Below are 12,927 nucleotides of genomic sequence, written 5' to 3'. Positions count from 1 at the left end.
GCCAATGGGCCAGTTCGACAGCATCAAGCGCGACCCGTGGATGGACGAGCAGCGTTACCTGGCCTCGATCTGTGAAAAAGAGCGGGAGTTCGCCAACCCTGAACGGGGGCGCGTTTTCGCCGGGTAGTTTGCCGGTTACAAAAAAGGAGTAAGGGGTTTCCGAGCGCCAGGCAGATGAGTGATGCGTGGATTGAGCCGAGACTTGACTTGGAGCTTGGGAAAAAACAGGCGGAAGAAGTTGCATTCGCCGGATATGAACGTTGGTTAATGATCGTAGATGAAGGTGGTGTGGTAACGGAAATAGTCAAGCTCGACGAAAATGCTAAATTTATCGGTGATGTGATCCAATAGGGGTGTGTAATGACTGGATTTGATCGGGTCAAGCGTGAGCCTTTTTTGCAAGAGGCAGCCTATCTCGATAGTGTTTCTTTTTGGAAGGAGAATTATGTAGAGCGCCAGGCTGAGTCTTTTCTCGAAATTGAGCGTCCCGAGTATGTAAATGTCAAGATGTTGAGCTGGAGGTGGTGCTTTCAGTCTATGGAGTTGCTCATTGCTCTATATTCGGGAGGGGAACCCATTGAAGCGCTTGAGTTTTACGCGGATCACCTGTTTTCCCAGTTTCAACGTCACAAGCAAGCTTATCCGAGTTTCAGCTTGAAACTGTGGGAGTCGGATGCCTATCAGTACACACTCTGGCTTCTATCGTTTGCAGTGCTGTTCAACAAACCCGGGCGCATCAGGCAAATCGCAGGTTTTTTGAGTGAAGCCCCAGATGACGGTGAGGACATCCTGTTGCGGCAACTGTTTTCCCGTGTGGGGGTGACGATCCCCGGGAGTACGTTGATTCATGAGCGCCCCTACCATGAATTGCTCAATGCCGTAACTACCGAGAAGGATGAGCAGCAACAGGCAGTGCGTAGTTACCTGAAGCAGTGGTATCGCGGCATGCGCAACTGTTATTGGCATGACCGGCACAAGGCACGAAGCGATGCGGGTTTCTTCGGCTATTGGGCCTTTGAGGCAGGATTGGTCACTGTGTTGTGGGGCGTCGACGATACGCCCTATAGAGATCTTCCTTTCTACCCGAAGGATTTGGTAGACGATGCTCGCAAGCGTCAAGTTATCAAAAGCTTCCCTGAACAACTGCAAAGCGCGCCGTATTCGGATGCGCTTGCCAGGTCGGGCGAAATTTGCCCGCGCACGGGGGTGTGGGTATGTGATGAATGGGCGGTGGGGCCTCAGACATTCATGCAAGGTGTAGAGATGCCGAGCGAAAATGGGCGCTCTCTGGTTTGGCGCTTGGTGAAAGGCTTATAGCGTGCGGGAGGGCCAATGGGCCAGTTCGACAGCATCAAGCGCGACCCGTGGATGGTCGAGCAGCATTACCTGGCTTCGACGCGTGAAAAAGAGCAGGAATTCGCCGACCCTGACGCCCAGGCATTGCTGATCGGGCCAGCCGAGCACAGGCATCACTACCGTGGCCTTAGCCGCGACTGGGCACACATGGCACTGGAGCTGACAGTGCAGCGGTATTCCGGTGGCGAGCCGATGGAGTTGGTGGAGGCCTATGCAGACTATGCGTTTGCCCAGTTCGCCCGGCATTTTTCGGCGTACCCGGCAACCAGCGAGCAGTTGCGCCCGTGGGTGTCGGATGAATACCGGCTTGCCTTGTGGCTGCTGTCGCTGGCGGTGCTGTGCGGTTACCCCGAGCGTGTCGACCAGGTACTGGGCTGGCTGAACCAGGACGACGAGCGCAGCCCCGACCTGCTGCTGCATCGCCTGTTCCAGCGGCTTGGCAAGGCCTACCCAGGCACCTCATTGCTTCACCCCGAACCTTACGGCGCCTTGTTGGAGTGCCTCGACCTGAAAGGCCCCGCGCAGCATGACGCGCTCATGCACTATCTCGGGCAGTGGTACGCCAATGCGCACGGTTGCTACTGGCACGAGCGCCACACCCGGGCACGGAGTGACCACTTGGGTTATTGGGCCTTCGAGGCGGCACTGGTGGCGTTTTTATGGTCTGTGCAGGGTGATGCCCTGGAAAGCGCTCCCCGCTTTTACCCGCAGGCGCTCGTCGAAAGGGCGCATTACCGACGCCTGGGCAAGCAGTTCCGCGACCCGGAAACCGCCAGGCGCGAGGATGCCCCAGGCTGGCCTTCCGGCACGCCTTGCCCATGGCCAGGGTACTACGTCTGCGTCGAGCGCATGGTGGGCGAGCAGGTGTTCATGCACCAGGTACCGTTCCCTGAGATCGATGGCCAGGTCGTGCACTGGCGGCTGTCGAGAACGTTCTGATTGGCGCTGCCGGCATGCGTGCCTGGCGCCTCACATGATTCGGGAGTGGCAACAATGCCTGCCATCGTTCTGCTGGGTCACACTCACCACTGCCCATTGTGCGGCCCGACCAGCATCAGCAGCGGCTCCAGTCTGTTCTTCGTCAACGGCAGGGCAGCCGCCAGGGTTGGCGACAGGCTCGGGTGTGGGGCGGTGATTACCAGCGGCTCGGCACTGATGATGGATGATGGGCAGCCGCTTGCCAGGGTCGGCGATGCCACCAGTCATGGCGGTACCTTGGAAAATGGCGATAATAGCTGGCTGCTCGATTGAGCGATGTGGGAGCAGTTCGGCTCCCACAGGGGAGGGGCAAACTCAGAGGGTAACGGCTTTGCCGTCTGTGCGCGCCTGCGCCAGCAGCAGGTTCAGTTGGGCGACCTGCTGACGCAGCTGGTCACGTTCGTCCTTCAGTTTACGCAGCTCATCACGGCGCACGGAGACATAGAGGGTCTGGGTTGGGGTTGCAGGCATCAAGGTACCCATGAGCACACCTCGCGGTATTGGCTAGTGACAAGTCAAAGCGTAGACGCTTCACGCGGGCGCATTTTGAATTCTTTCGCAGGTCTTGGGAACTTTTTTGTTTATCGTGGTCTCGCCGTTCGTCGCTGAACCCTCGAGCGGTTCGCTGGACTAATCTGAAAAGCTGGATTGTGTTGTCATTTATTTCGAAAGGGGAGCATCGGCTCATGCAACTGGGAATCATCGGGCTGGGCCGCATGGGCGGCAATATCGCAAGGCGCCTGATGCGCGCCGGCCACCGCACCGTGGTACACGATCGCAACCGCGAGGCCATCACCAGCCTGGAGGGCGAGGGCGCCCAGGGTGCGCACGACCTCGGTGCGCTGGTACAGAAGCTGAAAGCACCGCGCGCGGTGTGGGTCATGCTGCCCGCTGGCGAGCCCACCGAGCAGACCATCGCCCAACTGGCCGAACTGCTGGAGCCGGGCGATGCGATCATCGATGGCGGCAACACCTTCTACAAGGACGACATGCGCCGCGCCGCCGAGCTGGCCAAGCGCGGGCTGCATTATCTGGATGTTGGCACCTCGGGTGGTGTGTGGGGCCTGGACCGTGGCTACTGCATGATGATCGGTGGCGAAAAGGACGTGTTCGAGCGTCTGGAGCCTCTGTTCAAGGCGCTGGCCCCGGGCGTGGGTGACATCCCGCGTACCCATGGCCGCAGCGGCGAGCACCAGCGTGCCGAACACGGCTACATCCACGCCGGCCCACCCGGTGCCGGGCACTACGTGAAAATGGTGCACAACGGCATCGAATACGGCCTGATGCAGGCCTATGCCGAAGGTTTCGACCTGCTGCGCAGCAAGGGCGGCAACGAACTGCCGGAAGACCAGCGTTTCGACCTGAACGTGGCCGAAATCGCCGAAGTGTGGCGGCGTGGCAGCGTGGTCACCTCGTGGCTGCTCGACCTCACCGCCGATGCGCTGGTGGCCGACCCGCAGCTGTCGCAGTTCAGTGGCTCGGTGTCCGACAGTGGTGAAGGCCGCTGGACCATCGACGCCGCCGTCGAGCAGGCGGTGCCGGTACCGGTGCTGTCCAGCGCGCTGTTCGCCCGCTTCCGCTCGCGCCAGCAGCAAGGCACCTATGGTGACAAGATTCTCTCGGCCATGCGCCTGGGCTTCGGTGGCCACGTCGAGAAAAAAGCCGAATGACCAAACAGAGCATTCCGGCCGCTCCGCCATGTACTCTGTTCCTGTTCGGCGCCAATGGCGACCTGGTCAAGCGCCTGCTGATGCCGGCGCTTTACAACCTCAGCCGTGACGGTCTGCTGGACCGCAACCTGCGTATCGTCGGTGTCGACCACAACCCGGCCACTGCCGAGGAATTCGCTGAGCGCCTGCATGCGTTCATGGTCGAGCGTGACAAAGGTGGCGAGGGCAGGGCCAAGTGCCTGGATGAGAAGCTGTGGGCACGCCTGGCCAAGCGCCTGGATTACCAGACCGGCGATTTCCTCGACCCGGCCACCTACCAGGCCCTCGCCAGGCGCATCGACACAACCCGCCACGGCAACGCCATCTTCTACCTGGCGACCTCGCCGCGCTTCTTCCCCGAAGTGGCGCAGCGCCTGGGGCAGGCCGGGCTGCTCGACGAATCGGCCGGCGGCTTTCGCCGGGTCGTGGTGGAAAAGCCCTTCGGCACCGACCTGGCCAGCGCCGAGGCGCTCAACGCCTGCCTGCTGAAGGTGATGGGCGAGCGGCAGATCTACCGCATCGACCATTACCTGGGCAAAGAGACGGTGCAGAACATCCTGGTCAGCCGGTTCTCCAACGGCTTGTTCGAATCGTTCTGGAACAACCACTACATCGACCATGTGCAGATCACCGCCGCGGAAACCGTCGGCGTCGAGACCCGTGGTGCGTTCTATGACAGCACCGGGGCGTTGCGCGACATGGTGCCCAACCACCTGTTCCAGTTGCTGGCGATGGTGGCCATGGAACCCCCGGCCGCGTTCGCCGCCGATGCCGTGCGCAGCGAAAAGGCCAAGGTGGTCGGCGCCATCCGCCCATGGTCGGCGAAGATGGCCCTGAAAAACTCCGTGCGTGGCCAGTACAGTGCCGGCAAGCAGGGGCGCAAGCAGTTGCCCGGCTACCGCCACGAGGCCAACGTCGCGGCGGATAGCCAGACCGAGACCTATGTGGCTCTGAAGGTGATGATCGACAACTGGCGCTGGGCCGGCGTGCCGTTCTACCTGCGCACTGGCAAGCGCATGAGCGTGCGTGATACCGAGATCGCCATCTGCTTCAAGCCGGCGCCTTATGCGCAGTTCCGCGAGTCGGAGCTGGAGCGGCCCAAGCCCAATTACCTGAAGATCCAGATCCAGCCCAACGAAGGCATGTGGTTCGACCTGCAGGCCAAGCGCCCCGGGCCGGAGCTGGTGATGGAGAACGTCGAGCTGGGCTTTGCCTACAAGGACTTCTTCAAGATGACCCCGGCGACCGGCTACGAGACGCTGATCTACGACTGCCTGACCGGTGACCAGACCCTGTTCCAGCGGGCTGACAACATCGAGAACGGCTGGCGCGCGGTGCAGCCGTTCCTCGATGCCTGGGCCCAGGGCGGCGAGGTGCATGAGTACCCGGCCGGTGAAGACGGGCCCGAGGCCGGCAATGAGTTGCTGGTGCGGGACAAGCGCGAGTGGCATCGGTTGGGGTGAGTTTTTTGTAGAGCCTGTGCCGGCCCTTTCGCGGGTAAACCCGCTCCCACAGGGATATCGATGGTTTCAAGGCCTGTGATGTACCTGTGGGAGCGGGTTTTACCCGCGAAGAGGCCAGCACAGGCAAACACACAAAGGAGCCCCAATGCCTGCCCACATCGAAGACTATGCCCTGCTGGGCAACTGCCGCAGCGCCGCCCTGGTCAGCCGCGATGGCTCGCTCGACTGGCTGTGCCTGCCACGCTTCGACGCCCCCGCGGTATTCGCCGCACTGCTGGGCAACGAGGAAAACGGCCGCTGGCGCCTGGCCCCCTGCGACCCGGTCGAACACAGCAGCCGCCAATACCTGGACGACACCCTGGTGCTGGAAACCACCTGGGTCACCGCCACCGGTCGCGCCCGTGTGCTCGACTTCATGCCGCTGGGCGAGGCCAACGCGCTGGTGCGCATCGTCGAGGGCCTCGCTGGCGAAACCAACTTCGAAATGGACCTGGTCATGCGCTTCGACTACGGCCGCAGCGTGCCCTGGGTGGAACGGCTCGACCCGCTGACCCTCAGCGCCGTCGCCGGCCCCGACCGGCTGATCCTGTGCAGCACCGTCCCCCCGCATGCCCGTGACCAGCACACCGTCGCGCGCTTTCGCGTTGGTGCGGGCGAACGTCAGGTGTTCAGCCTGCGCCACCAGCCCTCGCACCTGCCAGTGCAGCCCGGTTGTGATAGCGACGAAGCGCTGGCGCAGACCATCGACCAATGGCAGGCCTTCGCCGCCCGCTGCCCACAGGTGGGCCCATACTCCGCCCTGGTGCGCCGCTCGCTGCTGACCCTCAAGGCCATGACCTACGCGCCCACCGGCGGCATCGTTGCCGCCGTCACCACCTCACTGCCCGAGCGCATCGGCCACGAGCGCAACTGGGACTACCGCTTCTGTTGGCTGCGCGACGCGACCATGACCCTGCTGGCCTTCATGAACCTCGGCTACTTCGACGAAGCCCAGGCCTGGCGCGAATGGCTGTTGCGCTCGGTGGCCGGCAACCCCGAGCAGATGCAGATCATGTACGGCCTGGCCGGCGAGCGCGACCTGCAGGAATACACCTTGCCGTGGCTGGCCGGTTACGAGCACTCGCAACCGGTGCGGGTGGGCAATGCAGCGTCAGCGCAGATGCAGCTGGACATCTATGGCGAACTCGCCGATGCCATGACCCAGGCAATCAAGGGCGGCTTGCCCCGCCACCCGCGCAGCGCCGCCATCGCCCGCTCGATCCTGCCTTACGTCGAGCGCATCTGGCGCCAGCCGGACGAGGGCATCTGGGAGGTGCGCGGCGGCCGGCAGCAGTTCGTGCACTCCAAGGTCATGGCCTGGGTGGCCTTCGACCGTGCCGCGGGGCTGGCCGACACCACCGAGGAAGGCCGCGAGCGCGGGCGGCATTACCGCCAGGTAGCTGACGAGATTCGTCGTGAAGTGTGCGCGCAGGGCCTGGACCCCAGCGGCCGCTTTTTCGTCCAGGCCTATGGCTCGAGCGAGATGGACGCCAGTTTGTTGCACATCGCCCTGACCGGCTTCCTGCCGGCGGATGACCCACGCTTCTTGCGCACGCTCGAACAGGTCGAGCAGCGCCTGCTGAAAAACGGCCTGCTGCTGCGCTATGACAGTGACCGCTGCAGCGACGGCCTGACACCCGGGGAGGGCACCTTCCTGGTGTGTTCGTTCTGGCTGGCCGACGTGTATGTATTGCTGGGCCGCCAGGCACAAGCGCAGGCACTGTACGAACGCTTGACCGGCCTGTGCAACGACCTTGGCCTGCTGGCCGAACAGTACGACCCGGCGGGCCAGCGCATGCTCGGCAACTTCCCCCAGGCGTTCAGCCATATCGGCATCATCAACACCGCACTGAACCTGCACCGCGCACAGTGCCCGGTGCGTGATCGGGCTGCAAAGCAGCCCCGGCAATTCATGCAGTGAGGCTGAAATCCCGGGGGCGCTACGCACCCCTTTCGCGACACAAGGCCGCTCCTACAGGGATTGCGCTGGCTTGGAGTAAGCGGAGTAGACTAGGGCAAACCCCTTCGGCACGGAGCACACATGGGCATTCGCGGTACTGATCGGCAGATCGACAACATGGTGTTCATTTTCATCTACCCAGACGGTTATGAGCTGGCGGTGTGGACGGCCCAAGCCTGATGGCCAACCACAAGATCGAAATCCGCCGGCGCAATATCGAGAAGATTCTGCAGGCGGCGGAAAAGGTGTTCGCCGAGAAGGGCTACGGCGCCACCTCGATGGGTGATATCGCCGAGCAGGCCGAGTTGCCGCGTTCCAACCTGCATTATTACTTCAGCACCAAGGACGACCTGTTCCGCGCGGTGCTGCAGGACCTGCTGGATGTGTGGAAGCAGGACGCGCTGTGCTTCGAGAACTTCGACGACCCGCGCGTGGTGCTGACCAGTTACATCCGGGCGAAGATGGGCCACTCGCGCTCGCGGCCGCTGGGCTCGAAGATCTGGGCCGAAGAGATGCTGCATGGGGCGCCGGTGCTGGGAGTGAACCTGGATGAAAGTCTGGTGCCCTGGGCCAAGCTGAAGGAAGCCAAGATCCGCCGCTGGGTGGAGGAGGGGCGCATCCTGCCGGTGGAGCCGTCGGCGCTTTTGTACATGATCTGGGCCTCGACCCAGCACTATGCCGACTTTGGTTACCAGGTGACGTTGCTCAATGGCGGGGAGGCGTTGTCGGACATGGCCTTTGAAAATGCCGTACAGACGGTGACCAGCGTGATCTTGCGGGGGATTGGGCTGGAGCCTTGAGGTCGTTGTACGCTGAGCGATTGGGGCCGCTTTGCGGCCCTTCGCGGGCACGCCCGCGAAGGGCTGCAAGGCAGCCCCAATTGCCTCAACTGGCCTCGCGGTAGGGATTACGCGGGTCCTGCGTCCAGTTCAGGTACGGCTTGCCGGTATCCTGAGCCACCATCTCGATGCAGCTCTCCACCGGGCAGGTGATCTGGCACAGGTTGCAGCCCACGCATTCCTCCTCGATCACGCTGTAGGCATGCGTGCCGTCTGCCTTCAGCGTACTGGCAATCGCCTGGTGCGAAGTATCCTCACAGGCAATGTGGCAGCGCCCGCAGCCAATGCATGCTTGCTGGTCGATGTGCGCCACCGACTTGTAGTTCATGTCCAGGTACTTCCAGTCGGTGGTATGCCCCACCGCCTGGCCGCGGAACGCCTCGATGTTGCGGTGCCCGTGCTGGTCCATCCAGCGCGCCAGGCCGTCCTTCATGTCCTCGACGATGCGGAAGCCGTGCAGCATCGCTGCCGTGCACACCTGCACGGCGCCACTGCCCAGGGCCATGAACTCGGCTGCGTCACGCCAGCTGCCGATGCCGCCAATGCCGCAGATCGGCAAGCCGCGCGTTTGCGGGTCGCGGGCGATTTCCGCCACCATGTTCAGGGCAATCGGTTTCACCGCCGAACCGCAGTAGCCGCCATGGGTGCTCTGGTCGCCAACGATGGGGTGGGCGACCATGCGATCGAGGTCGACGCTGGTGATCGAGTTGATGGTATTGATCAGCGACACTGCATCGGCCCCACCACGGTGCGCGGCGCGCGCCGACTGGCGGATGTCGGTGATGTTCGGCGTGAGTTTGACGATCACTGGCAGCGAGCAGTACGTCTTGCACCAGCGGGTGACCATCTCCACGTACTCCGGCACCTGGCCGACCGCAGCACCCATGCCGCGCTCCGGCATGCCGTGCGGGCAGCCGAAGTTCAGTTCGATGCCATCGGCCCCGGTGGCTTCCACCAGCGGCAGGATGAACTTCCACGAGTCTTCCACGCACGGCACCATCAGCGACACGATCAGCGCGCGGTCGGGCCAGTCCTTCTTCACCTGGGTGATTTCGCGCAGGTTGATGTCCAGCGAGCGGTCGGTGATCAGCTCGATGTTGTTGATGCCCTGCACCTGGCGGTTGGGGCCGTAATGCGCCGAGTAGCGCGACGACACGTTGACTGCCGCCGGGTCTTCGCCCAGGGTTTTCCACACTACGCCACCCCAGCCGGCCTCGAAGGCGCGGACCACGTTGTAGGCCTTGTCGGTTGGCGGTGCGGAAGCCAGCCAGAAGGGGTTGGGTGCCTTGATGCCGGCAAATTCGATGGACAGGTCGGCCATTTACGCAGCCTCCACGTTGAGCATGAGTTGGGCATGGATGGCTTCGGCGGCCAGCTTGCCGTGTTGCACCGCCTGGACGGTAAGGTCCTGGCCCAGGGCGGTACAGTCGCCGCCGGCATATACGCCCGGCAGGCTGGTTTGCATCCTTTCGTCGACGCGGATGCGCTCGCCGTCGCGAGCCAGTTGTGCGGCCACCGGGTCGCCGAGGCTGGCGTCGTCGAAGCGTTGGCCGATGGCCTTGAAGATGGCATCGGCGGCCAGTTCGAAGGTTTCGCCGGTGTCGCGCAGGCGGCCGTCTGCCAGCTCGGTGCGGGCAAAGCGCATGCCGCGCACCTTGCCGCTGTCGTCCAGCAGCACGGCATCGGGGCGGGCCCAGGTGTGCAGGCGTACCTGGTTGGCCTTGGCGATGTCCTGCTCGTGGCCGGTGGCACCCATGTCGGCATGGCCACGGCGGTACACCAGGTTGACGTCACGGGCACCCAGGCGGCTCATCTGCACGGCCATGTCGATGGCGGTGTTGCCGGCGCCGATCACCAGGCAGCGGTCGGCCAGGGGCAGCTGGCTCAGGTCGTCGGCCTGGCGCAGTTCGCGGATGTATGCGGTGGCGGCGAGCAGGCCGGGGGCCTCTTCATCCGGCAGGCCGAGCTGGCGCACGGCATTCAGGCCCAGGCCGAGGAACACTGCGTCGTACTGATCGCGCAGTTCGCCCAGGCCGAGGTTGCTGCCCAGGCGCTGGCCATGGCGGATCTCGATGCCGCCTATGCCGAGCAGGAATTCCACTTCACGCTGGGCGTAGTCGTCCACCAGCTTGTAGCGGGCGATGCCGTACTCGTTGAGGCCACCGGCCTTGTCGCTGGCCTCGAACACCACCACATCATGCCCGTGCATGGCCAGGCGGTGGGCGCACGACAGCCCGGCGGGGCCGGCACCCACTACGGCGATGCGCTTGCCAGTGGCCGGCGAGCGCTGGAACGGGTGCTCGGTGAACTGGGCGTTGTCCAGGGCATAGCGCTGCAGCTGGCCGATCAGCACCGGTGCGCATTCCTGCGCGTTGTTGCGCACGCACGCTTGCTGGCAAAGGATTTCGGTGGGGCAGACGCGGGCGCAACTGCCGCCGAGGATGTTGGCCGAGAGGATGCGCTCGGCGGCGCCTTGCAGGTTTTCGTCGCTGATGCGGTGGATGAACGACGGGATGTCGATGTCGCTGGGGCAAGCGTTGACGCAAGGGGCGTCATAGCAATACAGGCAGCGTGCGCTTTCGACTGCAGCCTGGCGGGCGGTGAGGGGTGGGGCCAGGTCGCTGAAGCGCTCGGCCAGCTGGTCGGCGCCGGCCCGTGGGCGCGGCAAGTGGTTCAGGGCGTCGATCACGGTTGTAGCCTCTCTATTTTTATGGATGCAGGCGACAAGCATTGCGGTGGTTTCTGGGGCCGCTGCGCGCCCCATCGCGACACAAGGCCGCTCCTACAAGGAACCGCGCACTCCTGTAGGAGCGGCCTTGCGTCGCGATGGGCTGCGCAGCAGCCCCAATGGCTTCAGCGCTGGACGGGCGTCGGCCGCTGCACTTCGGCCCTGCGCCCCAGCACCTCGTACACCGACGGATACGCCGGCCGTTCCACATACCGGCCCGCGCCTTTTTCCGCACGCAGGTCGCCATCGGCCCAGAGCACCTTGCCCTGGCTGATGGTATGGCTGGGGATGCCGCGCACGGTACGGCCTTCGAAGATGTTGAAGTCCACCTGCTGGTGGTGGGTCTTGGCCGAAATGGTGCGCGTGCCTTGCGGGTCCCACAGCACCAGGTCGGCGTCGGCACCAACACGAATGGCACCTTTGCGCGGGAACAGGTTGAAGATTTTCGCGGTGTTGGTGGAGGTCAGCGCGACGAACTCATGCATCGACAGGCGCCCGCTGTTCACCCCGGCATCCCACAGCACCGCCATGCGGTCCTCGATGCCGGCAGTGCCGTTGGGGATACGGCTGAAGTCGTCGCGGCCCATGGCTTTCTGCTCGGCGCAGAAGCAGCAATGGTCGGTGGCGGTGGTGTGCAGGTTGCCCGACTGCAGCCCGCGCCACAGCGCCTCCTGGTGTTCGCGCGGGCGGAACGGTGGGCTCATCACGTAGCCTGCGGCGGTGGCCCAGTCCGGGTCGCGGTAGACGCTGTCATCCAGCAGCAGATGGCCGGGCAGGACTTCGCCGTACACCGGCTGGCCCTTGCCCCTGGCATAGGCGATTTCGTCCAGCGCTTCGCGGCTGGAAACATGCACCAGGTACAGTGGCGTGCCCAGGGTCTCGGCAATGCGGATGGCGCGGCTGGCCGCCTCGCCCTCGACCTGGGAGGGGCGTGACAGCGGGTGGGCTTCCGGCCCGGTCAGGCCTTGGGCCAGCAGTTTTTTCTGCAGGTGGTACACCAGTTCGCCGTTCTCGGCATGCACGGTGGGCACCGCACCCAGTTGCAGGCAGCGCTCGAAGCTGGCCACCAGGGTGTCGTCGGCGGCCATGATCGCATTCTTGTAGGCCATGAAGTGCTTGAAGCTGTTTACCCCATGTTTGGCCACCAGTTCGCCCATTTCTTCGGCCACCTGCTCGCTCCACCAGGTGATGGCGACATGGAAGCCGTAGTCGCTGGCGCTTTTCTGCGCCCAGCCGCGCCAGGTGTGGAAGGCCTCCAGCAACGACTGCTGCGGGTTGGGGATGACGAAGTCGATGATCGAGGTGGTACCACCGGCCAGGCCCGCGGCGGTGCCGCTGAAGAAGTCCTCGCTGGCCACGGTGCCCATGAACGGCAGTTGCATGTGGGTATGCGGGTCGATGCCGCCGGGCATCAGGTACTGGCCGCTGCCGTCGAGGATCTCGCAGTCGGTGGGCGGTTCGAGGTTTTGCCCGATGGCGCGGATCAGGCCATCGGCACACAGGACATCGGCGGGGTAACTCTCTTCGTGGGTGACCACGGTGGCGCCACGGATCAACAGGGACATGCCGTTTTCCTCGCAGGCTGACCGGTCTGGGCCGGTTCTTGGAATTGTCTTGATGCAGGGCGGGCAGGGCGGTTAATCCTGTCAGACCTGACAAGATTGGAGGCTAGATGCAGATACGGTATTCAGCAAGAAAATTTTCCCATTAATTTTGTGGTTTTTAACTCATTGAAATTAAGGAGATTATCTGTTTTGCGGTGCTGACTACGGGGCTTTTTGAAACGTTGACTGACTTGACAAGATGAAAATCTGGTCGAGATTTTCAAGCACATAAAGCGTGTGTACTCCGGCCA

At 63.4% G+C, this 12,927-nt stretch carries 13 protein-coding genes; 9 read left to right on the top strand and 4 right to left on the bottom strand.

Going from position 1 to position 12,927, the window contains the following annotated elements; all coding sequences use genetic code 11:
* The first annotated feature begins 4 nt into the window (after nucleotides 1-4).
* Genes ABNP31_RS16880 through ABNP31_RS16860 form a run of 5 tightly spaced genes read left to right on the top strand, consistent with a single transcriptional unit; the run spans nucleotide 5 to nucleotide 2,607 of the window.
* Nucleotides 5-127: a hypothetical protein gene (locus tag ABNP31_RS16880; RefSeq protein WP_350012560.1), complete on the top strand. Its 123-nt coding sequence runs from the start codon at nucleotides 5-7 to the stop codon at nucleotides 125-127.
* Nucleotides 128-174: 47 nt separating this feature from the next.
* A complete protein-coding gene (locus tag ABNP31_RS16875) occupies nucleotides 175-351 on the top strand; it encodes a hypothetical protein (protein WP_350012559.1) in 177 nt (58 codons plus the stop codon).
* A gap of 9 nt (nucleotides 352-360) precedes the next feature.
* Nucleotides 361-1,317, top strand: a complete 957-nt coding sequence (locus ABNP31_RS16870) for a PoNi-like cognate immunity protein (protein ID WP_350012558.1) — start codon at nucleotides 361-363, stop codon at nucleotides 1,315-1,317.
* Between the two features lie 15 nt (nucleotides 1,318-1,332).
* Nucleotides 1,333-2,295, top strand: coding sequence for a PoNe immunity protein domain-containing protein (locus ABNP31_RS16865; RefSeq protein WP_085664658.1), 963 nt, complete (start codon nucleotides 1,333-1,335; stop codon nucleotides 2,293-2,295).
* Nucleotides 2,296-2,349: 54 nt separating this feature from the next.
* A complete protein-coding gene (locus ABNP31_RS16860; RefSeq protein ID WP_176240889.1) occupies nucleotides 2,350-2,607 on the top strand; it encodes a PAAR domain-containing protein in 258 nt (85 codons plus the stop codon).
* Nucleotides 2,608-2,649: 42 nt separating this feature from the next.
* Here the strand turns inward: ABNP31_RS16860 and ABNP31_RS16855 are convergent, their stop codons facing one another.
* Nucleotides 2,650-2,817 (bottom strand): DUF6026 family protein, encoded by a 168-nt coding sequence (locus ABNP31_RS16855; RefSeq protein ID WP_003258397.1) that lies wholly within the window; start codon nucleotides 2,815-2,817, stop codon nucleotides 2,650-2,652.
* Between the two features lie 203 nt (nucleotides 2,818-3,020).
* On the opposite strand from ABNP31_RS16855, the gene gnd reads away from it, so the two are divergent.
* The 4 genes from gnd to ABNP31_RS16835 all read left to right on the top strand — a co-directional run bounded on the left by gnd (nucleotide 3,021) and on the right by ABNP31_RS16835 (nucleotide 8,305).
* On the top strand, nucleotides 3,021-4,004 hold the full coding sequence (gene gnd / locus ABNP31_RS16850; protein WP_085664660.1) for a phosphogluconate dehydrogenase (NAD(+)-dependent, decarboxylating): 984 nt from the start codon (nucleotides 3,021-3,023) through the stop codon (nucleotides 4,002-4,004).
* A complete protein-coding gene (gene zwf, locus ABNP31_RS16845; protein WP_085664661.1) occupies nucleotides 4,001-5,506 on the top strand; it encodes a glucose-6-phosphate dehydrogenase in 1,506 nt (501 codons plus the stop codon). The genes gnd and zwf overlap by 4 nt, the downstream gene beginning before the upstream one ends.
* Nucleotides 5,507-5,651: 145 nt before the next feature.
* Nucleotides 5,652-7,466, top strand: coding sequence for a glycoside hydrolase family 15 protein (locus ABNP31_RS16840; protein ID WP_085664662.1), 1,815 nt, complete (start codon nucleotides 5,652-5,654; stop codon nucleotides 7,464-7,466).
* A gap of 218 nt (nucleotides 7,467-7,684) precedes the next feature.
* Nucleotides 7,685-8,305 carry a TetR/AcrR family transcriptional regulator gene (locus ABNP31_RS16835; protein WP_015270992.1) on the top strand — a complete coding sequence of 207 codons (621 nt, stop codon included), beginning with the start codon at nucleotides 7,685-7,687 and terminating at the stop codon, nucleotides 8,303-8,305.
* An 85-nt stretch (nucleotides 8,306-8,390) separates the two neighbouring features.
* Here ABNP31_RS16835 and preA read toward each other — a convergent pair whose 3' ends face one another.
* From preA to hydA, 3 genes are all read right to left on the bottom strand, one after another.
* Complete coding sequence (preA, locus tag ABNP31_RS16830; protein WP_085664663.1) at nucleotides 8,391-9,665, bottom strand: NAD-dependent dihydropyrimidine dehydrogenase subunit PreA; 1,275 nt, start codon at nucleotides 9,663-9,665, stop codon at nucleotides 8,391-8,393.
* A complete protein-coding gene (locus tag ABNP31_RS16825; RefSeq protein WP_085664664.1) occupies nucleotides 9,666-11,033 on the bottom strand; it encodes an NAD(P)-dependent oxidoreductase in 1,368 nt (455 codons plus the stop codon).
* A gap of 164 nt (nucleotides 11,034-11,197) precedes the next feature.
* Complete coding sequence (hydA, locus tag ABNP31_RS16820) at nucleotides 11,198-12,637, bottom strand: dihydropyrimidinase (protein WP_063912606.1); 1,440 nt, start codon at nucleotides 12,635-12,637, stop codon at nucleotides 11,198-11,200.
* Between the last annotated feature and the right edge of the window lie 290 nt (nucleotides 12,638-12,927).

Source organism: Pseudomonas asiatica (genome assembly GCF_040214835.1).
In the GTDB taxonomy this organism is placed as follows: Bacteria; Pseudomonadota; Gammaproteobacteria; order Pseudomonadales; family Pseudomonadaceae; genus Aquipseudomonas; species Aquipseudomonas putida_Z.
This window is presented reverse-complemented; position numbering and strand designations above follow the sequence as displayed.